The sequence below is a fragment of the Arthrobacter sp. SDTb3-6 genome, assembly GCF_013376095.1.
Lineage (GTDB): Bacteria > Actinomycetota > Actinomycetes > Actinomycetales > Micrococcaceae > Specibacter.
Genome location: NZ_JAAMFN010000037.1, coordinates 17,032 through 37,775, shown reverse-complemented (window position 1 = coordinate 37,775; position 20,744 = coordinate 17,032). Strand labels below are relative to the sequence as shown.

Genomic DNA, 20,744 nt, shown 5'->3' with positions numbered 1-20,744 from the left:
CCATCCTCCGGACCGTCGCAGGCCGCGGCCCAGGCGCCCGACCTGCCGCACGGACACCACCTGCCACCGGCGCGCGACTCCCGTCCGGGACCCCGGCCGCACGCATCCGGGCCGCGCTAAGATTTACCGGCCGAAGTTCCATCTGTATCCCTGTGCCCGAGGCACCACAACCCGCAAAATCGAACCACCTTCGCCCAACTTCCCGGTGACGCAGGCACTACCGGTCCCAATCCGCCCTCCCTGATCAAGCGTCCTACACGACGGCCGGCGATGCAGCCCGAAGCGGACACAGGCCACGACGGCCGGTAATGCGCGGCGGGCCATGCCGTGATCAGCGAGTCCACTGTGGCACGCAGCGCAAACCTCGCCGGATCGGCGGCACCTCCGGTGTCCATCAGCAACGCCCCGCTGTTGCCAATCAACAGTCAAAGGAAGGGTGCCTCAAAGCTGGTCGTCTTGCTTTGGCGCAGCATCAAGCCGTTGCCGTCGTGCCGGTGGACCTGCATCGACGGTCCAGCTGATGCCTTCCGACGCGGGCTGCCGTGGATCCAGGCGACCCCAAGGTTCGGCGGCGCCGGTGCCCCGGCCAGACAGTGGACGACGGCTACTGGCGGTAGCCCTCAACTTCGCCGGCCGGGCGCACCCGGGCCTCGTCCGGGTTTTCGCCGGCGTGGACACGGGCCTGGCGCTGGCGCAACAGGTCCCAGCACTGGTCCAGCTGGATCTCGATGGACCTCAGCTGTGCCGTGTGCCCGGGCTGCCTGGCCTGTTCCGGACCAGATTCGCGCAGTTCCTGTTCGGACTTGACCAGTTCCTCGATCTTCTGGCGCACCTCATTGTTGTCCATGCCGCATCTCCTAGGCTGTTGTCCTGCTTCGCTTGGCCTGTCCACACTTACGTTAGTGCGCAATGCCTGCGGCGGCGAGAGCCGCGCCGCAGGCCGGGACCGCGCGAAGCCTGCCCCGGTTCCGTTCCGCCGATTGGCCGCGGGGCGTTCCAGTAGCCGTGGTGCCTTGACTTGCGCCACCGTCAGGAGGAACCTCAGCTCCAACCATGCTGTTGGAGGTCTCCCCGGACCACGGCATGCGGGCAAGGAGGCACCCAGGCCATGGCCAGAAGCAATCCCCGGTACGGGTGGATCCCCGACCTGCCGGACCAGCGTGACTTTCACTTCGCGGCACCGGCGGCCGTACAGGCAAGCCTGCCGCCCGCCGTTGACCTGACCCCCCACTGCCCGCCGGTCTACGACCAGGGCCGGCTGGGGTCCTGCACCGGCAACGGCGTGGCCGGCGTTCTGCAGTTTGATGCCCTGAAGGAGGCCCTGCCGGACACGTCCACACCGTCACGCCTGTTCATCTACTACAACGAGCGCGTCATAGAAGGCACGGTGAAGTCGGACGCCGGCGCCCAGATCCGCGACGGCATCAAGTCGGTTGCCACAACGGGTGTCTGCGACGAATCTCTGTGGCCCTACGACATCGCCAAGTTCGCACTCAAGCCGAAGGCGGCCTGCTACACGGCGGCCAGGAAGCAGCGCGCCATCGTCTACGCCCGCGTCGGCCAGACGCTGACCCAGCTGAAAGGCTGCCTGGCCTCCGGCTACCCGATTGTGTTTGGCTTCACCGTCTACGCAAGCTTCGAAAGCCCCGAGGTGGCCGCGACGGGCGTCGTCCCGATGCCCGGGTCGGGCGAATCCGTCCTGGGCGGCCACTGCGTGGTGGCGGTGGGCTACGACGACGCCGGCCAGCGGTTCACCATCCGCAACTCCTGGGGCAGCGGTTGGGGCACGGCGGGGTACGCCACCATGCCCTATGCCTACCTGCTGAGCCCGTCACTGGCCAACGACTTTTGGACGGTGAAGTCCACGTCCTGAACCTGCCGGCAGGTAAAGTCGTGCAAAAGCTCCGGCCGGCGCGTCAAACAGGCCGTAGCGCCACGCACGGGAAGGAAGGAGAAGCCCGGCCATGGAAGCCACGGACACGATGGAACGGTTCCGCCAGGCCGTGGCCGGGTGGGCGGCCGGCGATGCCGCGGCCGGGGCGGCTGTCCGGGACCTGGTGGGAAACATCCGCATGGCCGTTCTCGTGGAAGGCGCCAGCGATTCCGCCGCGGTTGAGGCGCTGGCTGCACGGAAGGGCGTCAAGCTCGACGCCGGCGGTGTCGCCACGGTGCCCATGGGAGGCGCGACGAACATTGCCAGGTACGTGGAACTGCTCGGGCCCGGCGGGCTGGGACTTGAGCTGGCGGGCCTCTGTGACGCGGGCGAGGAGCGCTATTTCATGCGCGGATTGGAACGCGCGGGGCTGGGCCCCTGCCCGGGCCGGGGCGCCTTGGAGAAGCTGGGTTTTTTCGTGTGCGTCGCCGACCTCGAGGACGAGTTGATCCGCGCCTTGGGCCCGGCAGCCGTCGAACAGGTTGTCGCGGACCATGGTGACCTGCGCTCCTGGCGGCTGTTCCAGAACCAGCCGGCGCAGCGCGGCCGGCCCGTCGATCGGCAGCTGCGGCGCTTCATGGGCACCCAGGGCGGCCGCAAGATCAACTACGGCCGGCACCTGGCCAACGGCCTGGCCCTGGACAGGGTGCCGGCGCCCTTGGAGGGCCTGCTCTCCTGCATCTGACGTGGCCCACCGCCCGTCCCTGAGGCGTCCGGTTCTGCCAGCCACCCTCCACGGTCTGTGGTGCACGTCACTGCTCGGTACTAGGCTTGATGGCGGAAGAAACACCCCTTCGACCAGCAAGGACAAGCGCCATGACAACGCTTCAGGAACGCCCCCATACCGCCTTGGTCGTCATCGACGTCCAGAACGGCGTGGTGGACGGGGCCTACGGCCGCGACGCCGTCGTCGCCAACATCGGTTCCCTTGTCGGGAAGGCACGTGAGGCCGGTGCGCCCGTGGTCTGGGTCCAGCATTCCGACGAACAGCTCACGGAAGGCAGCGAGGCCTGGCAGTACGTCCCCGAACTGGTCCGCCGCGAACCCGAACCGCTGGTGCACAAGACCTTCGGCGACGCCTTTGAAGGCACGGACCTGGAGGCGGTGCTGGCCAGGGCCGGCGTGGGCCGGCTCGTGGTGGCCGGCGCGCAGACCGATGCCTGCATCCGGTCCACCATCCACGGCGCCTTTACGCGCGGATATGACGTCACGCTGGTGGGCGACGCCCACACCACCGAGGACCAAAGCGCCTGGGGTGCCCCGCCGCCGAAGGCAGTCATCGCGCACACCAACCTCTACTGGCAATACCAGGAGGCGCCGGGCCGCACCGCCGCAGTCACCCCGACGGCGGACGTCAGCTTCACCGGCTGACCCGGCCGGCGGGAGACGCCTCACCCGTCGGCGGAGCCGGTGCCGTTGGCGCTGTTTCGGGTGAACAGGCCGCGGTCCATGACCACACGGTCCCCAACAAGCACCTGGAACTTCGTGTCGGTGCCGCAATCCCAGAGCCTCACGGCCAGGCATTCGCCCGGCATGACCGGGCTCGTGAAGCGGGCCGCCATGGCGCCAAACCCGGCTGCGTTGCCACCACAAACGGCGTGCAGGAGTGCCCGGCCGGCAAAGCCCCATGTGCACAGCCCCTGCAGGATGGGACCGTCGAAGCCGGCCTCCCGCGCGGCGGCCGGGTCCGAGTGCAGCCGGTTCCGGTCACCGCTGAGCCGGTACAGCAGCCCCTGGGCGGGGCTGGTGACGTATTCGACCATGTGGTCGGGCGCCCGCCGCGGTTGCAGCCACCCGTCCGGCTGCGGGCGGGGACCGCCAAAACCGCCGGCCCCGCGGACCAGGAAGATGGCGCGGCTGCCGGCCAGCAGGCGCCCATCCCGCACGTCCGTTGCCTCGGTGGCAACCGTGACGAGCGCGTGCCCGCCGGCATCGTGAACGTCGGCCACCACCGCGCTGACATCGGCCGCACCCTCCACCGGAAGCGGTGCATGCACCGCGAGCCGTTGTCCCCCGTGCAGGATGGACGACGGCGGGAACCCGCCGAAGATGTCCGCCGCACCCCCGGCGCCGTTCCCGGTCAGGGCCAGCGCCGGGAAGCCCAGCACCGAGGCATAGGTGGGCAGCACCTGGAAGGGGGTGCCGGCGCTGTTTTCGGTGGTGAAGGCCAATTCTCCGTGGCCTGGAAGGGCGCCCGCACCGACCCCGAGGGCATACAAAATGGCCGTGCCCGCATCCCAGCTGCGGCGGACGGAACCCAACTGCCGGCCGGCAAGGCCACTGTCAATGCCCATGTCCCATCCCCTACTGCATCGCCAGGCCGCCGCTGACGCTGACAGCCTGGCCGGTAATGAAGCCGGCCCCCGCACCGGCCAGAAACGCGACGGCGGCGGCGACCTCGGCCGCGGTGCCCGTGCGGCGCTTGGGCACCGCCCGCACGATGGCGTTCATGACCTTCCCGGTGAGGCCGTCGGCGGAGGTCAGCCCGGCCAGCAGTTCCGTGTCGGTGGGGCCGGGGCAAACCACGTTGATGGTGATGTCGGCGGCCGCGGTTTCCCGCGCGATTGACTTTGCGAAGGCGATGAGGCCGCCGCGTGCCGCCGACGACGCGGCATCGCCAAACGAGCCTGTCTTGCCGCTGTCGGAACCCACCAGGACAATCCGGCCAAAGCCTGCGGCCTGCATGGACGGCAGCACGGCGCGCACGGCGTTCATGGGTCCGCCCAACTCCGTGGCGAGGACCGCGCCGGTGCCTGCCGGCGTCGTGCGTTCAAAGGTTTCCAGCCCGTGCCGGTGGCCGGCGGTGACCACCAGGACGTCGATCCCGCCCAGCGCCGCGGCTGCCTGCGCCACCACTTCGGCGACGGCGTCTGGGTCCGTGGCATCCAGGCGGGCGCATCCGGCACCCGGCAGCCCGGCCGCAAGCCCCGCGGCGGCTTCACGGTTGGCGTGGTAGGTGAAGAACAGGCCGGCACCGGATGCCGCCAGCCCGCGGCACACCTCGGCGCCGATCCCGCCGGCGCCAATGACGAGCACACGGGGAGCAGGGGTCCCGGCCGATGGCGCGGGAGCGTTCGGCATAAACGCCCCGGAAGCAACCGGGCGTTGGTCAGGGACGGCGGGTTCCCCCACCGGGACGGTCACTTGAACGCCGGGATTCCGGTGATGGCGCGGCCGATCAGCAGGGACTGGATCGAATCGGTGCCTTCGTAGGTGTGCACCACCTCCATGTCCGTCAGGTGCCGTGAGACGTGGAAGTCCAGCAGCAGCCCGTTGCCGCCAAGGATGTCGCGCGCTTCCTGGCAGATCCACCGGGCCTTCTGCGCACCGTGCATCTTGGCGATGGAAGCCATGGTCCCGGTCCACTCCCCCGCCTCCTGCAGCTCGGCCATGCGGAAGCACATGAGCTGGATGGCGGTGAGCTCGGCCAGCATGTTGGCCAGCTTGTGCTGGACCAGCTGGTAGCTGGCAATCGGCCGGCCGAACTGCTCCCGCACGCCGGCATAGGTGACGGCGGCCTCGTAGGCGGCGATGGCGTGGCCCAGGCATTCCCAGGACGCCCCGCCGCGCGTCGAGGCGAGCACGGCGGAGGCATCCCGGAATGAGTTGGCGTTGGGGAGCCGGTTCGCCTCCGGGATGCGCAGCCCGTCCAGGGCGATGTCCGGCTGGAGGATGGCCCGCTTGCCCACCTTGCCGGTGATCACGGCGGTTTGGTACCCGTCCGGGTACGTGCCGTCGTCGTTCTTCTCCATGACGAAGGCCTTGACCTTGGCGTCGGCCTCGTCGCGGGCCCAGATGACGACGACGTCGGCGTGGCTGGCGTTGCCGATCCACCGTTTGCGGCCCTTGAGCACCCAGTGGCCGCCGTCGCGGCGGGCGGTGGTCTCCAGGCCCACCGAGTCGGATCCGTGGCCCGGTTCGGTCAGGGCGAAGGCACCGATGAGCTCCAATGCGGCCATGCGCGGGAGCCAACGCTGCTTTTGTTCCTCACTGCCAAGCATGTTGATGGTCCCCATGGACAGGTTCGACTGGACGCCGATGAACGTGTTCATGGAGCCGTCGCCGCGGGACATCTCCACCGTGGCCATGCCGGCACCCAGCCTGCTGAGCCCGGGGCAGCCGTAGCCCCGGATGGTGGAACCGATGATGCCGAGCCGGGACAGCGGGTCCAGCAGTTCAAAGGGAAATTCAGCCCGTTCCCAGTAGCCGTTGATGACCGGCAGCACCCGGTCGTTGACGAAACCGCGGACCCTGAGCATGACGGCGCGGTCGGCGTCGCTGAGTTTGCCCATCAGCAGGTAGGGATCCGTATCCCGGGCGTCCGTCAGCCCCTTGGCCAGGGCTGCCGTGAACTGGTCCTCAATGGTCATAGCTGTACCAGCCTTTTCCGGTTTTGCGGCCGTAGCGGCCTTCTTCGTAGAGTGCGGCCAGGGCGGGGTGGGGCAGGTCTGCGGGGTCGCCGGTTTCGGCGTGGGTGGCCTGGCGGATGAGGTAGCTGACGTCCAGGCCGACGAGGTCCATGAGTTCAAAGGGTCCCATGGGGTGGCCAAGCGCGGTCTTCGCGGCCGTGTCGATGTCCTCAAACCCGGCCACGCCGTCGGCGTAGAGCCGCAGCGCCTCGTCGCGGATGGCGCCCATGAGCCGGTTGGCGACGAAGCCGGGGACTTCCTTGTTGATCAGCACCGGCGCCTTGCCCAGGCTGCGGGCCAGTGCCATGACGGTGTCCACCGTGTCCTGGGAGGTGCCCGGGTGGCGGACGACCTCCACGCACTTCATGACCAGGGCCGGGTTGAAGAAATGCATGTTGCACACCTTTCCCGGCCGGCCCGTGGCATCGGCGACCTTCGAGGAGCCCAGCGTGGAGGAGTTCGTGGCCAGGATCGCATGGGCCGGCGTGGCCTGATCGAGGGCCGCGAAGATGGAACGCTTGATGTCCAGCTTTTCCGTGGCCGCTTCAATGACCAGGTCGGCGTTGGCGGCGCCTTCCTCCAGCGAGGTGGTGAAGGAGAGCCTGGCCAGGGCGGCATCGGCGTCCCCGCGGGGCAGCCGGCCCTTCGCCACCGAGCTGTCCACGCGCCCGGACAGCTGCTCGCGGGCCGCGGCGAGGGATTCCGCCGAGATGTCCTGGACGGTGGTGGTGCATCCGCCCAGCGCGGCGACCAGGCCGATCTGGGAGCCCATCGCGCCGGATCCCACGACAAGGATGTTCTTGATGTCCATGCCTTAGTTCCCTTCGAAGCGGGCCGGGCGCTTTTCCAGGAACGCGGCGGCGCCCTCGCGCTTGTCGTTGCTGGTGTAGAGCAGGGATTGGGCCAGGCGCTCGAGCAGCAGCCCGGTGCGCAGGTCCGTCTCGGCACCGTTGGTGATCACGAGCTTGCCCAGCCGCACGGCCAGCGGCCCCTTGGCCAGGATCAGCCCGGCCGTGCGTTCCACCGCGGCCCGCAGCCCCTCCGGCGCCGTCACCTCCGTCACGAGCCCGATCCGCAACGCCTCCCCGGCATCAAAGATGCGCCCCGTGAGGATCAGCTCCACCGCACGGCCCTTGCCCACGAGCCGGGAGAGCCGCTGCGTGCCCCCGGCCCCGGGCAACACGCCCAGGTTCGTCTCCGGCAGCCCGAACCGGGCCGTGTCCGCCGCGATGCGGATGTCGCAGGACATCGCCAGCTCGTTCCCCCCGCCCAGGGCAAACCCGTTGATCGCCGCGATGGTCGGCTTCTCGTACGCCTCCACCGTGTCATAAAGCCCGGCCATGGCCCCGGACAGCCCGTCCGCCATGGTGTACCCGGCCAGCTGGTTGATGTCCGCCCCGGCCACGAACGCCTTCTCCCCGGCACCGGTGAACACCACCACGCCCACCTCCGGGTCCTCCCGCCATGCGGCCAGGACCTCGGCAATCTCCTCCAGGACCGTCCAGTTCAACGCGTTGCGGGCCGCGGGCCGGTTGATCGTGATGGTCCCCAGCCCGTCCCGGACCCCGGTCAGGATCGTCTCGTAACTCATCGTGCTCCTAACGGAAGGCCGGGATGCCGGTGATGTGGCTGCCCAGGATCAACGTATGGACCTCGTCGGTGCCCTCATAGGTGCGCACCGATTCCAGGTTGTTCGCATGCCGCAATGGCGAATAATCCAAGGTGATCCCGTTGCCGCCCAGGATGGCCCGGGCATCACGGCAAATCTGGATTGCTTCCCGGCAATTGTTCAACTTCCCCACCGAAATCTGCACCGGCTCCAACGTCCCGGCATCCTTCATCCGCCCCGTATGGATTGCCAGCAACACCCCCTTTTGGATCTCCAGCAACATGTTGACCAGCTTCTCCTGCGTGATCTGGTACGCCGCCAACGGCTTGTCGAACTGCAGGCGCTCCAACGAATACGCCAACGCCGCCTCATAGGAATCCCGTGCCGCACCCATCGCACCCCAAATAATCCCGTAGCGGGCCTCGTTCAGGCAGGAAAACGGCCCCCGCAACCCCCTCGCCCCCGGCAGCAGCGCATCCGCCGGCAACCGGACATCCGCCAGCTCAATGTCGCACTGGATCGAGGCCCGCATCGACAACTTCGGCTCAATCGGTCTCGCCGTGAACCCGGGCGTGTCCGTGGGTACCAAAAAACCCCGCACACCCTCATCCGTCATCGCCCAAATCACCGCGATCTGCGCGATCGAGGCCAACCCGATCCACCGCTTCGCCCCCGACAACACCCAGCCGTCCCCGTCCCGCACCGCACGCGTCGCCATCGAGGACGGGTCCGAACCCGCCGTCGGCTCCGTCAAACCAAAACAACCAATGACCCTGCCCTTCGCCATCCCCGGCAGCCACGCGTTCTTCTGCTCCTCCGAACCCCACTTATGGATCGCGGACATCGCCAACGACCCCTGCACACTCACAAAGGTCCGCAACCCCGAATCCCCCGCCTCCAACTCCATCGCCGCAATCCCGTACTCCACCGCCGACCGGCCAGGACACCCATACCCCTTCAAATGCATGCCCAACAGACCCAGCGCACCCATCTCCCGCGCGATCCCCACCGGAAAATGCGCATCCTCAAACCACCCGGCAATGTTCGGCCGGATCCGCCCATCCACAAACTCACGCACCCTCCCCCGCAACGCCAACTCATCGGCAGAAAACAAGGCATCAAGGTTCAAGACGTCGGAGCGCTTGGCGGTCTCCGTGGCGGTGGTCATGGCGTTCATCGGATTCCTTCAGTGGTGGGGAGGGGGCTGGCGAAACGGTCGCGCAGGTGGAATTTTTGGATTTTTCCGGACGGGGTGCGGGGCAGCTCGCCCAGGATTTCCAGGCGTTCGGGCCAATAGGGCTTGGCGACGCCCTTGTCCGTGAGGAACTGCTGCAGGTCGGAAAAGGTCAGGCCGGCACCTTCCCTGAGGACGACGGCGGCGCAGGCCATCTCCTGCAGGCGCGGGTGCGGGATGGCCACAACGGCCACCTCTTCGACGAGGGGGTGTTCGTAGAGCACGTTTTCAACGTAGGCGACGGGGATGTTTTCGCCGCCGCGGATGATGACGTCCTTGGTGCGCCCGGCAATGCGCAGGTAGCCGTCCGCGTCGATGCTTCCGAGGTCGCCGGTGTCGAACCAGTCGCCGTCCAGGAGCGCGCGGGTCTCCTCGAGGCGGCCCAGGTAGCCCTGGAACAGGAAGGGCCCCTGGATCTGCAGCCTGCCGTCGGTGTCCGCCGGCAGCTCCACGCCGTCGAGGTCCACGATGCGGATCTGCATGCCGGCCAAGGGGCGTCCGTCGCTGGTGAAGATCTTTTCCAGCGGGTCGGCGGGGTGACCCATGGTGACGAGCCCGCATTCGGTCTGGCCCCAGCCGCCAAAGACGCTCATGCCGGGCAGTTCCCCGTGCGCCTGGCGGACCATGACGCGGGGAATTGGGGCGCCCATGCAACAGAAGCGTTTCAGCGAGGAAACGTCGTGGCGGTTGAGGTTGCCGGCGTTGAGCAGGTCGTGGAGGAAGGGCGTGGCTCCGGAGGTGTGCCCGATGCGGTGGCGTTCCACCAGTTCCACGAAGGTTTCCGCGTTCCAGGTCTCCTGGAACACGCCCGTGGCGCCCAGCTGCAATGGCAGCGACACGCCGTAGAGGTAGCCGGTGAGGTGGGCGAAGGTGGAGGCCATGTGGATGACGGCGGAGTTGTCCATGCCCAGCTTGTCCGGCCACGGCATGCTGCCGGCGACGAGCGTGTTGTGGGTGTGCATGACGCCCTTGGGCTCGCCGGTGGTGCCGGAGGTGAAGATCAGCAGCGAAACGCTGTTGGGGTCCGGGCGGAGCGCTGCCAGCCCGGCGGGGTCGCGGCGTTCTTCCCACGGCGTTGCCATGAAGTCTTCCCAGCTGGTGAAGCCCTGGGCCGGCCCGGGACCGGCGTCGACCACCAGCACGTGCTCGAGGGTGGGCAGTTCCGGCCGCAGCCGCGCGATCATGGCGGGATAGTCGTAGTTGCGGAAGGTGGCTGGAACGATGGCCACCCTGGCTCCGGCGCGGCCCATCATGAAGCCGATCTCGCGGTCCCGGTAGACGGGGATCAGGGGGTTCGTGACGGCCCCGATCCGGACCGCGGCGTAGTGCGCCACGAGCCATTCGCGCCAGTTGGGAAGCTGGATGGAGACCACGTCCCCGGGCCCAACGCCGAGTTCCAGCAGTCCCAGCGCGCACCTGTCCACCTGCTGCTTCAGCTCCCCATAGGTGGTGCTGCCGCGGGAGTCGACGCTGGCCGTTTTGTCCGGGGTGGCCGTGGCCGCCTCGTCGAGAAAGTCGGCCAGCGTCTTGTTCTGCCAGAGGCCGGCTTCTGCGTAGTGCTGTGCAAGGCCCGGGTTGAAAATGGTCTCAAAAGTCATTGTGCAACCTTTTGTGCTCGTCGGTGGGGGATGGCTGGGCTTCGCGGACGCACGTCAGCTCATGGTCAGGCCGCCGCTGACGGACAGCGTCTGGCCGGTGATGTAGGCCGATTCGTCGGAGGCGAAAAAGGCGACGGCGTTGGCCAGGTCGGACGGCTCAGCCAGCCTGCGCATCGGGATGGCGCGTTCCAGGGCCGTGCGCAGTTTCGGGTTTTCGGCGCTGATCGCGGCGAAGAGCGGGGTGTCGGCGGGCCCGGGGCAGACGCAGTTCACGGTGATGTTGTGGCGGGCCATTTCGCGGGCCGCGGTCTTGGTGAAGGCGACGATGCCGCCCTTGGCCGCCGAGTAGACGGCCTCCCCGGAGGAACCGACCCGTCCGGCGTCGGAGCCGATGTTGACCACGGCGCCGTGCCCTTGCCCGGCCATGACGGCGAGCACGGCCTGGCTGCAGTGCAGGGTCCCGTAGAGGTTGATGGCGATGACCCGGTCCCAGTCGGCAACCTTGCTGTCCAGGAAGGGTTCCACCTTGTCCCAGCCTGCGTTGTTGACGAGCACGTCGATCCGCCCAAACTCGGCCACGACGCCGCGGACGAACCCATCCACGGAGTCGCGGTCGGTGACGTCCGCCGCCACGCCGACCGAGCCGTTACCGAGGGCGTGGGCGGTTTCCTTGGCGGCCGCCTCGTTGATGTCCCCGACGACGACGGTGGCGCCTTCGGCAGCCAGCTTTTCGGCGATGCCCCGGCCGATCCCGCTGCCGGCACCGGTGACGATGGCAATTTTGTTTTCAAGCGTTCCCATGGTTGGTGCTCCGTTGCTCTTGATGGGTCTCAGGGGTGTTATGGCGTTTCTCAGGGTGCGAATTCGCGGCCGACGGACTGGCGGGCGATGATCAGCTTCATGATTTGCGCCGTGCCGTCACCGATTTGCAGGCCCAGGACGTCGCGCATGCGCTGCTCAATCGGATTGTCCGTCATGTAGCCGAACTGGCCATGCAGCAGCAGGCAGGAGTTGATGACGTCGTAGGCGGTTTTGGGTGCCCACCACTTGCTCATGGCGGCCTGGGCGGTGTGCGGCAGGCCTTCGTCCTTCAGCCACAGCGTCTGGTGGCACAGCAGCCGTGCGGCGGTGAGCAGGGTTTCGCTTTCGGCCAAGGGGAAGGAGACGCCCTGGAATTTGCTCAGCGGCTGGTCGAAGGCCTGGCGGGCGGACACGTGTGCCCAGGTTTCCTCGACCGTGACGGCGGCCGCGCCGATGCACTGCAGGCCGATCAGTGCCCGGCTGAAGTCAAAGCCCTGCATGACCTGGGTGAATCCGGCGCCCTCGGGCCCGACCAGGTTTTCCTCCGGGATCCAGGCGTCGGTGAAGTGCACAAAGCCGCGCGTGACGGCCCGGGTGCCCATGTCGCTGACACCCTCAACCTGCAGGCCGTCCCCGGACCGGTCAACGAGGAACGCGCTGATGCCACGCCCCCGCCCGGCGTCCGGGTCGGTTTTGGCAAACACCACGGCGGCGCCGCACTGCTGGGCGAAGGACATGGACTTGGTCCCGTTCAGGACCCAGCCGCCACGCCCGCGTCGCGCAGTCAGGGAAGGGTTGCCGGCGTCGGAGCCGGCGCCGGGCTCGGACAGGCCGATCGCCACGATGTCCTCGCCGCTGGCAATACGGGGCACCCAGGTGGCCGCCACGGCGGGCGTGGCGCTCCGGACCAGGATTTGGCCCACGAGGGAGCCGACCACCTGGAGGTAGGCGACGTTGAAGTCGCCGCGCGCGATTTCCTCGGTGATGAGCCCCGAGGTCAGCCGGGGCTCGCCGCGGCCGCCCAGGTCCACGGGCAGCTCGGGGGCGATGAGCCCGCGGGCGCCGATTTCGCGGCGCAGCCCGGGGTCGATGCCGCGGTCGATTTCGCGCTGCTTGTAGCCTGGCGCGATCATCTCGGCCACCAGGCGGGCTTCCTTGACATACTGCTTCTGCGTTTCGCTGAGTGTGAAGTCCATGATGTCTTCCTTGGTGCCGTCAGTGGGTGAGGACGCGGCTGTTGAAGTCGGGCTGGCGCTTTTCGGCGAAGGCTGCAGCCCCTTCCAGGCCTTCGGGCGAGGCGGTGAACAGGTCAAGGGCTGACATCGCCAGGTTGCTGAGGCCGGCCTGGTGGTCCGTGTCGGCGTTGAACGACTGCTTCAGGAAGCGGATGGCGGTGGGGCTCTTCGCGGCGATCTCCGCAGCCCAGGCCTTGGCCTCGGCCAGAAGCTCCGCCGCAGGGACCACCGCATTGACCAGGCCCCAGCGTTCGGCCGTGACGGCGTCGTACTGGCGGCACAGGTACCAGATCTCTCGGGCGCGCTTCTCCCCCACCACGCGGGCCAGGTAGGCCGAGCCGAAGCCGGCGTCGAAGGAGCCGACCCGGGGGCCGGCCTGGCCGAACCGGGCGGTGTCGGCGGCGATCGTGAGGTCGCACAGCACGTGCAGCACGTGGCCGCCGCCCACCGCGATGCCATTGACGGCGGCGATGACGGGCTTGGGGATGTCGCGGATGAGCTTGTGCAGGTTGCCGATTTCAAACATGCCCGATTCCGTGGGGCCGTAGTCGCCGGTCTCGGCACGCTGCTTGACGTCTCCGCCGGTGCAGAAGGCCTTTTCGCCGGAGCCCGTGAGGATGACGGCCTGGACGGAGCGGTCGGCCCAGGCGGCACGGAAGGCCTTGATGAGTTCATCGACCGTGCGGCCGCGGAAGGCGTTGAAGCGCTCGGGGCGGTTGATGGTGATGACGGCGGTGGGGCCGTCGACTTCATAGATGATGTCTTCAAAGTTGGTCACGGGGAACTCTTTCCTTAGCTCAGGTCCAAAAGATGGGAATAGCTTTCGCGGTGTTCGGCAGCCACGACGGCGCCCAGCGCCACCGCCGTTTGCTTCCGGACGTACGTTTCAAAGTCAAAGCTGCGTTCGAAGTACCAGCGCTTCAGCGCCCAGGCATGGGCCAGCAGCAGCAGGTTGTAGGCAAAAAGTTCGGCGTCGACGCGCACCAGCCACCCGGCGCGGATCGCGTCCACGACGGCCTGCTGGAGCGGTGCCACGGTGCTCACTTCCATGTCCTTGATCTTGTCCCGGCCTTCGGCACCCAGGGACTTGGATTCCCGGTAGGACAGCACGGCCGCATCGCGGTGGTCGTTGATGACGGTGCAGTAGGCGGCGAATCCGGCCGCGATCCGCTCCACGGGATCTGTCCCGGCCGCCTCGATGGCCGCGGGCACCTGCACCTCGAAGGCATCCAGCACTTCCACGATGACGGCCAGCAGGAGGTCTTCCTTGTTGCCAAAGTAGCGGTAGATCAGCCCAACGCTGACGGATGCCTCTTCGGCAAGTGCCTGCATGGACACGGCGTCGGCGCCATCGCGTTCCATCAGCCGGGCCGCCGCACTGAGCAGTTGCCGCTTGCGCAGGGAGGCCCTGGCTGCGGTGGCTGCCTTGGCAGGATCGTCCAGGCGGGTGGATGGTGCGGGACTCATGAATGCCTCACTGAATTGGTTTTCATTGAAAATGAACCTTGGTTCATTTTCAATGAGACTACATTCAGTTTTTAGGGTCGTCAAGGGTTTTTACGCTTCCGGGCCGGGAAAAGTTTCCGTTCCCCCAGGCACTGCCGGCACTACGCGCCGGCCCCGGGCGTGTCCCGGCACGGCAGCGCGGCACGGAACCATAGGCTTGCTTGATGGACAGTGAAATTCCCGAGGTGCTGGAGGGCCAAACCTCCATCAACGAGCTCCTCGTTGCCCTGGGCGAGCCTCCGGTGGAAAGTTTCATCCTTGAAGCCGCCCCGGACGACGCCGCAGAGCTGTTCACCGATGCGCCCATGCTCCCCGGCTTCGCCTGACCGGCTTTTCCTGACCCACTGAGCCGGGAATGTCTGGCCCGGGAACGGCGTCAGTCCCCGACGCCGCGCGGGGCCCTGGGGCATAGCGGTGCAGCCCGGGCGCTGCGGTGCAGCCTGGGCGTTAGGGGGCCGACTGCGCGGCGGCCCGCAGGACCCCGCGGTGCTGCGTGGCACCGTAGGAGACGATGCTGTCCCGGCCCAGGATCCGGCGGGCCACGCTGTCCATGGTGGGGGCGTCGTTGTCGAACGCGGTGTGCGTGGTGGCGGTGCTGCGCGCATCGAGCGGACCGCCGGCCGCGACCGACCACACGGCCTCCGCGACCCCGGCGGCAGGCGCTTCCTTGAACAGCGCAGCCAGCCCCGGGTCCTCGTTGATGCACTGTTGCAGGCCCAGGATCGGGGTGCCGGGCGTGGAATCCAGTGCGGCCCGGACCAGGTAGAGCAGCGACTTGTGGTAGATGCCGAAGGTGTTGTCCGCGAGCGCCAGGTCCTGGTGCATCCCGAACAGCGCCAGCCGTTGGATGCCCGTGCCCAACAACGGTTCCAGTCCCTCCTTGAAGGACGCGGTGCGCAGGGCGGGCACCAGCAGGTTGCAGCTTTTGACGCCGGCCGTCCCGTCCCGGACGACGGCGGGCACGAAGTACCGCTGGAAGTTGGCCCCCGCGCTGAAACCGGCGGCGTGGACGGACACCTGTCCCGGATGCGCCGCCACGTAGGCCCGGAGCGCATCCGCCACGTAGGCGGCGCCGCCCCCGGGTTCCGAGGCGAGGCGTGCACTGTCCTTCATGGCCGCCCACACCTCCGGCCCGCCGATAAACCGCAGCAGGTCCTCGATGAGCCCGTCGGTAACGTCGGTGTCCGCGGCATCGGAGACCGCGCCCGGCCCGGCGGGCGCGGGGCCGGGCAGGGGCGCCGGCACGGTGCCGGCAACCACGGGCACCGCCGCCCGATGACGGCCAGCCAGCGGCGCGGCCGCGTCAAGTTCCGCATAGTGCTGTGCCAGCAGTTCGCCCAGGGTTTCCCAGAAACCGGTGTGCCACACAAAATGGACGGGGTAAATGCCGTTGGCCAGCCACCAGGGGATGTCGTGCAGGGCCTGGGCCAGCGCCTTGCGTTCATCCACCAGCCCTCCGTGTGCCCAAAAAACCACCGGCACCCCTCCCCCGCCGCGGGCCTGCACAAAGGCCGGGAGGTGGGTGGCGAAGATGGCGTCGACGTCCGCCGGCGTGGTGTTCAGTTCGGCGGTGGTGGCAAACTTGCCGTCCTGCAGTTCGACGACATGGGGGCGCAGTGCCGCCAGCTGCACCGGGGTGGGTGCCGGCGTTCCGGCGAGACCTGGACCATGTTCCATGACGGGCTCCTCCACAAAGGGTGCTTCGGCTGATGCCATGGTGTGCAGCTGCCGGGGCGGGTGTCAAGGGCGGTGCGGGCGCTAAGGTGGAAGGCATGCACGCACCCGCAGAGCCGGCCCCGTTCCCGTTGGCCGTGGCCCGCACCGCCCTGGAATTGTTCGCCGGGCACGGCTTTGACGCGACCAGCGTGGACCAGATTGCCGCCGCCTGCGGCATTTCGCGCAGCACCTTCTTCCGGCAGTTCGGTTCCAAGGAGGATGTGGTGTTTGCCGACCACGCCGCCCTGCTGGAGCTGCTGCGCGGGTTCCTGGCCCGCCCGCACGAGGACCCGTGGCTGGCCGTGTGCGAGGCCGCCGAGCAGGTTTTTGCCCACTTCGCGGCGGAGGACGCGCCGGCCGGGCTGCGCTATGCCGTGGTCAACGCGCACCCGGCCTTGCGCGACAAGGAACTGGTCACGGTGTTCCGTTATGAAAAGCTCTTCGATGCGTACCTGCGCGGCGCCCTGCCGGCCCTCGACCCGCTGGTCCCGGTCCGCTTCGCCGCGGCCGTCATCGCCACGCACAACTACCTGCTGCGCGAATTCATGCGCGGTGCCCGGCCGGTGACCGGGGCACAGATGCGTGCGGCGCTCGACGACGTCCGCCGGCTTTTCGGGGTCCTCGACGGCCCGGCGGAACCCGCCCGGGGCGGTGCCCCGGCAGGCGGTGCCGCGGCAGGCGGTGCCCCGAAAGGTGCTGGACAGGCCGTAAGGGGACACGCGGGCGTCACCCGGGCGGGCGGGGCGTCCCGGGCCGCGGACGACGTCGTGGTTGCCGTGTTTTCCCGGTCGACACCGCCGGCGGACATCACGGCTGCGGTGCGGAGGGCACTCGACGGCACCACCTGATACCCAGTTTCACTTGACGTGGGACTGAGTTTCACGACAGACTGGCGGCAGCCAATAAACCTACCCGCCAAGGATGCCCCATGCCCGACTACGACGTCAGCGAACCCCTCGACACCGACTATTTTGACGCGTTCGCGCAGCTGAGCCCCGAGGACCGGAAGGTGTGGGACCGCGCCCGCAGCCTGGCCGCCGAGGCGCTGCCGCAGATCAACGACTACTGGGACCGTGCCGACTACCCGCTGCACCTGGTCAGGCGCATGGGCGAGCTGAACCTGCTGGCGGACGGCCTGGAGGTGCCGGGGTTGGAAACGATGTCACCTATGGCCGCCGGGCTCGTGAACATGGAGATTTCACGCATCGACGGCTCCCTGGGCACCGTCGTGGCCGTCCAGGGCGGGCTGGCCATGAGGTCCATCGCCTACTTCGGCTCCGACGCGCAAAAGGAGCGCTGGCTGGGCCCGCTGGCCCGCGGCGAGGAATACGGCGCCTTCGCCCTGACCGAACCCGACCACGGCTCCGATTCCGTGGGGCTGACAACCAGCGCACGCCGGGACGGGGACGAATGGGTGCTCGACGGCGAAAAGAAGTGGATCGGCAACGGCTCCGTGGGCGGCGTGACCGTGGTCTGGGCCCGCGTGGCGGATGCCGGGGCGGACGACGACGGCGGCGTGCGCGGCTTCCTGGTGGAGCAGGACACGCCCGGCTACGAGGCCGAAACCATCACGGGCAAGGGCTCGCTGCGGGCCATCTTCCAGGCGCGCATCTCGCTGAACGGGGTGAGGATCCCGGCGTCGAACGTCCTGCCCGGAAGCCACACCTTCAAGGACACCTCCAAGGTGCTCGTGGCCACGCGGCTGGGCGTGGCGTGGTCCGCGCTGGGACATGCCACGGCCGTCTATGAGGCCGCCCTGAGCTACGCGAACCAACGTATCCAGTTCGGCAAGCCGCTGGCCAGGTTCCAGCTGGTGCAGGAACGGCTCACCCAGATGCTGGCCGAGCTGACCGGCATGCAGCTCATGTGCGTGCAGGCCGCCACCCTGGATGCCGCCGGCACGCTGCGGCCCACGCAGGCGTCCATGGCCAAGTACAACAACACCCGCAAGGCCCGCCAGCTCGCCGCCATGGCCCGCGACATGCTCGGCGGCAACGGGATCCTGCTGGAGAACCACGTGGTCCGCCACCTCATGGACATCGAATCCATCCACACCTACGAAGGGACCGAAAGCGTCCAGACGCTGTTGATCGGACGCGACATCACCGGCCAAAGCGCCTTCGCCTGACCCCTGCCGGCCACCGGCGCGGGGCTATTTTTTGGCGAGCAGGCGCTGCACGCGCGGCTTGACCTCGGTGGCCAGCAGCGTGATCGATTCCAACAGGTGCGCGTGCGGCAGCCCGCCGATGTCCATCTGCAGGAAATGGCGCATGTGGCCCAGGTAGCCGTGCAGGTGCACGATCCGTTCCGCCACCTCGTCCGGGCCGCCCACGTAGTAGGCGCCGGGGGCGTCGGCCTGGGCCAGGAACGCACCCCGGTCCGGCGCCGGCCAGCCGCGCAGCCGGCCCATTTCCACATTGAGGTTGTACCAGCCCGGATAGAAACGCTCCAGCGCCTCCTTTTTGCTCGGAGCCACCAGCCCCAGCGCCGCCACGGACACCTTCAGGCCGTCGGCGGCCTGCCCCGCCTGGGCGGCCGCCTTCCGGTAAAGCTCAGCCAGCGGGGCAAACCGGTGCGGCGCGCCGCCGATGATCCCATAGGAAACGGGCAGTCCCAGGCGCCCCGCCCGGGCGGACGACGCCGGGCTGCCGCCGGTGGCGATCCAGAGCGGCAGGCTGCCCCGCACGGGGCGTGGGACGACGGCGAGGTTCCCGATCGCCGGGCGCACGGTGCCGCTCCAGCTGACGTTTTCACTCCCGGCATTGTTCAGCGCCATGAGCAGCTCCAGCTTCTCCGAATACAGCTGGTCATAGTCACGCAGCTCGTAGCCAAACAACGGGAAGGTTTCCACGGACGAGCCGCGGCCGGCCGTGATTTCGATCCGCCCGCCGCCGGAAATTGCGTCGGCGGTGGCGAACTGCTGGAAGACGCGGACAGGGTCATCGGTGCTGATGATGCTCGCCGCGCTGCCCAGCACGATGTGCGAGGTGGCTGCGGCCGCAGCCGCCACCACGGTGCCGGGCGAGGAGGCCGGCATGGACACGGTGTGGTGCTCGCCCACGCCAAAGTAGTCCAGGCCCGCCCGGTCCGCGTGGACGATGGCCTCAAACAGGTTCCGGACCCCCTCAGTCGTGGACCCCGGCGTCCCGTCCGGATTCAGCGGGGTGTCACCAAAACTGTACGCACCGATTTCCATGCCGGCCTCCCTTTTTTCAATACGTTGTACAGAAGATCATATTCTCAACAGATTATTTGGACAAGTCCGCGACACGCCCGAGGGGGCCGGGCCCGCGGGCCGGTGAACGCCTGTTCCCGACGTTGCGTAATAGGAACGAACTTTGCAGATACTTTTCACGGGGCGGTTATATAGTTCAGGTAAGGGCTCAAGGAGGATGTCGCAATGATCACTTACGACCACGTCGTCAAAGGCATGTTGGTTATCGACTCGGAGGGACACGAGGTTGGCAGGGTCAGCCATGTGGAACCGGCCAATGAGAAAATCGCTGATTTTGAGGAAGCCGCCAGCGTCTCCACCCAGGATCCCATCAACCTGATGCTGACCGCCATTTTCGGTGCCACCCCGCGCGTGCCCAAGGAGTTGTCCGCACGCCTCTTCCGCGCCGGCTTTGTCAAGATTTCCGGCCACGGCCTGTGGTCCGGCAGCCGTTTTGCGCCGATGGCTGCCATTGACAGGGTGGACGATTCGCGCATCTATCTCTCCTGCACCGCCCACCAGCTGGACACCATGTAGCCGGAGTCCCGCACGCTATCCGTGTGCCGGCCGGTCCAGGCCGAGCCGGCACCGCCGGGCCCGGGCTGACTGTTCACTTGGCCCCGTTTTTCCCAGCCCCAGATGGACGACGCCGAGCACCACCTTCGCCGCCCACCGCACCGGAAGCTGCACAGGGCCCACGTGGGGCGCATGGAGGCCAAGCAGCGTGCGGTAACGCGGGTCAAGCGTGGCGACGGCGGTGGCAAACAGCACCTTGTAACCAAGTTGCTGCGAGCGCGGCAGCGGCGGGCGCTTCAGGAATTCCACCGTCTCCTGTACCCGCTCGTCGCAGCGAAGCTCCTGCCGGAAGCCGGCCAGCTGCCGGTCCAGGCCGGCCATCGTCATGGGCGGGTCGGGGACGCCCATGAGGTGTCCGGCCACCGCCCAGTCCGCCACGTATGCGTCTGCGCCGCCGGGGATCGGCCGGCCCAGCGCCTGGTGGCAGGCCAGGAACGCTTCAGTAAACGCCAGGTGCACCCAGCGCAGCAGTTCGGGATCGTTGGCCGTGTAAGCGGCCGGCGTCCCCGGGTTGGCCTGGTAGGTACCGCTGATGTGGGTGTGGATGCGCCGCACCTTGCTGGATGCGGCCTGGGCGGCCGCCGTGTCGCCATAGGTCACCGTGAAGATCCAGCGAATGGTGCCGGCCAGCCGTGACAGCGGATCGGAAGCGTAGTCGGAGTGGTCGTGGACCCCTGCCATCGCGCCGGGGTGCAGGGCCTGAAGCAACAGGGCCTGGATGCCGGCCACGACGGGCGTCATGGACCCGTGGACAGCCCAGGCCGCCGATTCCGGCGCAAAGTAGCCTCCGTCGTCGCCCTTTTCCAGGTCCCGCTCCCATTGGGGAACGGTGGGTGAGTTGGCGCTGAAGGTGCCGCGCAGCTCGCGCCGCCAGCGGGCGAGGACGTTTTCCATGGGTGCCGGCCTGCCCTTC

General features: G+C 68.1%; 22 protein-coding genes. 7 read left to right on the top strand and 15 right to left on the bottom strand.

Features of this window, described 5'->3' with window-relative positions:
• Positions 1-604: 604 nt before the first annotated feature.
• Entirely contained in the window at positions 605-847 is a 243-nt protein-coding gene (locus G6035_RS15920) for a DUF2630 family protein (RefSeq protein WP_176618083.1), read from the bottom strand.
• A gap of 261 nt (positions 848-1,108) precedes the next feature.
• Between G6035_RS15920 and G6035_RS15915 the strand changes: the two genes are divergently transcribed.
• The 3 genes from G6035_RS15915 to G6035_RS15905 all read left to right on the top strand — a co-directional run bounded on the left by G6035_RS15915 (position 1,109) and on the right by G6035_RS15905 (position 3,304).
• Entirely contained in the window at positions 1,109-1,873 is a 765-nt protein-coding gene (locus G6035_RS15915) for a C1 family peptidase (protein ID WP_176618082.1), read from the top strand.
• 91 nt (positions 1,874-1,964) lie between these two features.
• Positions 1,965-2,618 carry a TOPRIM nucleotidyl transferase/hydrolase domain-containing protein gene (locus tag G6035_RS15910; protein WP_256128051.1) on the top strand — a complete coding sequence of 218 codons (654 nt, stop codon included), beginning with the start codon at positions 1,965-1,967 and terminating at the stop codon, positions 2,616-2,618.
• Positions 2,619-2,749: 131 nt separating this feature from the next.
• The gene (locus tag G6035_RS15905) at positions 2,750-3,304 is read left to right on the top strand and encodes a cysteine hydrolase family protein (protein ID WP_176618081.1); all 555 of its coding nucleotides are present in this window, start codon (positions 2,750-2,752) and stop codon (positions 3,302-3,304) included.
• Between the two features lie 20 nt (positions 3,305-3,324).
• Here G6035_RS15905 and G6035_RS15900 read toward each other — a convergent pair whose 3' ends face one another.
• The 11 genes from G6035_RS15900 to G6035_RS15850 are packed head-to-tail and all read right to left on the bottom strand — an operon-like array spanning position 3,325 to position 14,286.
• On the bottom strand, positions 3,325-4,227 hold the full coding sequence (locus G6035_RS15900; protein ID WP_176618080.1) for a MaoC/PaaZ C-terminal domain-containing protein: 903 nt from the start codon (positions 4,225-4,227) through the stop codon (positions 3,325-3,327).
• Between the two features lie 10 nt (positions 4,228-4,237).
• On the bottom strand, positions 4,238-5,014 hold the full coding sequence (locus G6035_RS15895; protein WP_176618079.1) for an SDR family NAD(P)-dependent oxidoreductase: 777 nt from the start codon (positions 5,012-5,014) through the stop codon (positions 4,238-4,240).
• A gap of 59 nt (positions 5,015-5,073) precedes the next feature.
• The gene (locus G6035_RS15890; RefSeq protein ID WP_176618078.1) at positions 5,074-6,303 is read right to left on the bottom strand and encodes an acyl-CoA dehydrogenase family protein; all 1,230 of its coding nucleotides are present in this window, start codon (positions 6,301-6,303) and stop codon (positions 5,074-5,076) included.
• Entirely contained in the window at positions 6,293-7,153 is an 861-nt protein-coding gene (locus tag G6035_RS15885; protein ID WP_176618077.1) for a 3-hydroxyacyl-CoA dehydrogenase family protein, read from the bottom strand. Before G6035_RS15885 ends, G6035_RS15890 begins: the two co-directional genes overlap by 11 nt.
• 3 nt (positions 7,154-7,156) lie before the next feature.
• The gene (locus G6035_RS15880; protein ID WP_176618076.1) at positions 7,157-7,933 is read right to left on the bottom strand and encodes an enoyl-CoA hydratase/isomerase family protein; all 777 of its coding nucleotides are present in this window, start codon (positions 7,931-7,933) and stop codon (positions 7,157-7,159) included.
• A gap of 7 nt (positions 7,934-7,940) precedes the next feature.
• Positions 7,941-9,119 (bottom strand): acyl-CoA dehydrogenase family protein, encoded by a 1,179-nt coding sequence (locus tag G6035_RS15875; protein WP_176618086.1) that lies wholly within the window; start codon positions 9,117-9,119, stop codon positions 7,941-7,943.
• A gap of 5 nt (positions 9,120-9,124) precedes the next feature.
• On the bottom strand, positions 9,125-10,783 hold the full coding sequence (locus G6035_RS15870; RefSeq protein WP_176618075.1) for an AMP-binding protein: 1,659 nt from the start codon (positions 10,781-10,783) through the stop codon (positions 9,125-9,127).
• Positions 10,784-10,837: 54 nt separating this feature from the next.
• A complete protein-coding gene (locus G6035_RS15865) occupies positions 10,838-11,584 on the bottom strand; it encodes an SDR family NAD(P)-dependent oxidoreductase (protein WP_176618074.1) in 747 nt (248 codons plus the stop codon).
• 50 nt (positions 11,585-11,634) lie between these two features.
• The gene (locus G6035_RS15860) at positions 11,635-12,780 is read right to left on the bottom strand and encodes an acyl-CoA dehydrogenase family protein (RefSeq protein ID WP_176618073.1); all 1,146 of its coding nucleotides are present in this window, start codon (positions 12,778-12,780) and stop codon (positions 11,635-11,637) included.
• Between the two features lie 19 nt (positions 12,781-12,799).
• Entirely contained in the window at positions 12,800-13,597 is a 798-nt protein-coding gene (locus G6035_RS15855) for an enoyl-CoA hydratase-related protein (RefSeq protein WP_176618072.1), read from the bottom strand.
• A gap of 14 nt (positions 13,598-13,611) precedes the next feature.
• Positions 13,612-14,286, bottom strand: a complete 675-nt coding sequence (locus tag G6035_RS15850; protein WP_176618071.1) for a TetR/AcrR family transcriptional regulator — start codon at positions 14,284-14,286, stop codon at positions 13,612-13,614.
• Positions 14,287-14,489: 203 nt separating this feature from the next.
• Here G6035_RS15850 and G6035_RS15845 point away from each other — a divergent pair, with 203 nt between their 5' ends.
• Positions 14,490-14,651: a hypothetical protein gene (locus G6035_RS15845; protein WP_176618070.1), complete on the top strand. Its 162-nt coding sequence runs from the start codon at positions 14,490-14,492 to the stop codon at positions 14,649-14,651.
• A gap of 121 nt (positions 14,652-14,772) precedes the next feature.
• Here G6035_RS15845 and G6035_RS15840 read toward each other — a convergent pair whose 3' ends face one another.
• On the bottom strand, positions 14,773-16,002 hold the full coding sequence (locus G6035_RS15840) for a hypothetical protein (RefSeq protein WP_176618069.1): 1,230 nt from the start codon (positions 16,000-16,002) through the stop codon (positions 14,773-14,775).
• A 95-nt stretch (positions 16,003-16,097) separates the two neighbouring features.
• Between G6035_RS15840 and G6035_RS15835 the strand changes: the two genes are divergently transcribed.
• Positions 16,098-16,889, top strand: a complete 792-nt coding sequence (locus G6035_RS15835) for a TetR family transcriptional regulator (protein WP_176618068.1) — start codon at positions 16,098-16,100, stop codon at positions 16,887-16,889.
• Between the two features lie 80 nt (positions 16,890-16,969).
• Positions 16,970-18,169 (top strand): acyl-CoA dehydrogenase family protein, encoded by a 1,200-nt coding sequence (locus tag G6035_RS15830; protein WP_176618067.1) that lies wholly within the window; start codon positions 16,970-16,972, stop codon positions 18,167-18,169.
• Between the two features lie 24 nt (positions 18,170-18,193).
• Here the strand turns inward: G6035_RS15830 and G6035_RS15825 are convergent, their stop codons facing one another.
• Positions 18,194-19,237 carry an LLM class flavin-dependent oxidoreductase gene (locus G6035_RS15825; protein WP_176618066.1) on the bottom strand — a complete coding sequence of 348 codons (1,044 nt, stop codon included), beginning with the start codon at positions 19,235-19,237 and terminating at the stop codon, positions 18,194-18,196.
• A 204-nt stretch (positions 19,238-19,441) separates the two neighbouring features.
• On the opposite strand from G6035_RS15825, the gene G6035_RS15820 reads away from it, so the two are divergent.
• The gene (locus tag G6035_RS15820) at positions 19,442-19,792 is read left to right on the top strand and encodes a hypothetical protein (protein WP_176618065.1); all 351 of its coding nucleotides are present in this window, start codon (positions 19,442-19,444) and stop codon (positions 19,790-19,792) included.
• 15 nt (positions 19,793-19,807) lie between these two features.
• On the opposite strand, the gene G6035_RS15815 is transcribed toward G6035_RS15820, so the two are convergent.
• On the bottom strand, positions 19,808-20,725 hold the full coding sequence (locus G6035_RS15815) for an oxygenase MpaB family protein (RefSeq protein WP_176618064.1): 918 nt from the start codon (positions 20,723-20,725) through the stop codon (positions 19,808-19,810).
• Between the last annotated feature and the right edge of the window lie 19 nt (positions 20,726-20,744).

Bases quoted from the DNA above. Each gene is read 5' to 3' on its own strand.
- G6035_RS15875 (WP_176618086.1), bottom strand. From the start codon at position 9,119: ATGACCACCGCCACGGAGACCGCCAAGCGCTCCGACGTCTTGAACCTT.
- G6035_RS15830 (WP_176618067.1), top strand. From the start codon at position 16,970: ATGCCCGACTACGACGTCAGCGAACCCCTCGACACCGACTATTTTGAC.
- G6035_RS15860 (WP_176618073.1), bottom strand. From the start codon at position 12,780: ATGGACTTCACACTCAGCGAAACGCAGAAGCAGTATGTCAAGGAAGCC.
- G6035_RS15815 (WP_176618064.1), bottom strand. From the start codon at position 20,725: ATGGAAAACGTCCTCGCCCGCTGGCGGCGCGAGCTGCGCGGCACCTTC.
- G6035_RS15895 (WP_176618079.1), bottom strand. From the start codon at position 5,014: ATGCCGAACGCTCCCGCGCCATCGGCCGGGACCCCTGCTCCCCGTGTG.
- G6035_RS15900 (WP_176618080.1), bottom strand. From the start codon at position 4,227: ATGGGCATTGACAGTGGCCTTGCCGGCCGGCAGTTGGGTTCCGTCCGC.
- G6035_RS15905 (WP_176618081.1), top strand. From the start codon at position 2,750: ATGACAACGCTTCAGGAACGCCCCCATACCGCCTTGGTCGTCATCGAC.
- G6035_RS15870 (WP_176618075.1), bottom strand. From the start codon at position 10,783: ATGACTTTTGAGACCATTTTCAACCCGGGCCTTGCACAGCACTACGCA.
- G6035_RS15850 (WP_176618071.1), bottom strand. From the start codon at position 14,286: ATGAGTCCCGCACCATCCACCCGCCTGGACGATCCTGCCAAGGCAGCC.
- G6035_RS15845 (WP_176618070.1), top strand. From the start codon at position 14,490: ATGGACAGTGAAATTCCCGAGGTGCTGGAGGGCCAAACCTCCATCAAC.
- G6035_RS15820 (WP_176618065.1), top strand. From the start codon at position 19,442: ATGATCACTTACGACCACGTCGTCAAAGGCATGTTGGTTATCGACTCG.
- G6035_RS15835 (WP_176618068.1), top strand. From the start codon at position 16,098: ATGCACGCACCCGCAGAGCCGGCCCCGTTCCCGTTGGCCGTGGCCCGC.
- G6035_RS15885 (WP_176618077.1), bottom strand. From the start codon at position 7,153: ATGGACATCAAGAACATCCTTGTCGTGGGATCCGGCGCGATGGGCTCC.
- G6035_RS15865 (WP_176618074.1), bottom strand. From the start codon at position 11,584: ATGGGAACGCTTGAAAACAAAATTGCCATCGTCACCGGTGCCGGCAGC.
- G6035_RS15910 (WP_256128051.1), top strand. From the start codon at position 1,965: ATGGAAGCCACGGACACGATGGAACGGTTCCGCCAGGCCGTGGCCGGG.
- G6035_RS15840 (WP_176618069.1), bottom strand. From the start codon at position 16,002: ATGGAACATGGTCCAGGTCTCGCCGGAACGCCGGCACCCACCCCGGTG.
- G6035_RS15880 (WP_176618076.1), bottom strand. From the start codon at position 7,933: ATGAGTTACGAGACGATCCTGACCGGGGTCCGGGACGGGCTGGGGACC.
- G6035_RS15915 (WP_176618082.1), top strand. From the start codon at position 1,109: ATGGCCAGAAGCAATCCCCGGTACGGGTGGATCCCCGACCTGCCGGAC.
- G6035_RS15825 (WP_176618066.1), bottom strand. From the start codon at position 19,237: ATGGAAATCGGTGCGTACAGTTTTGGTGACACCCCGCTGAATCCGGAC.
- G6035_RS15920 (WP_176618083.1), bottom strand. From the start codon at position 847: ATGGACAACAATGAGGTGCGCCAGAAGATCGAGGAACTGGTCAAGTCC.
- G6035_RS15890 (WP_176618078.1), bottom strand. From the start codon at position 6,303: ATGACCATTGAGGACCAGTTCACGGCAGCCCTGGCCAAGGGGCTGACG.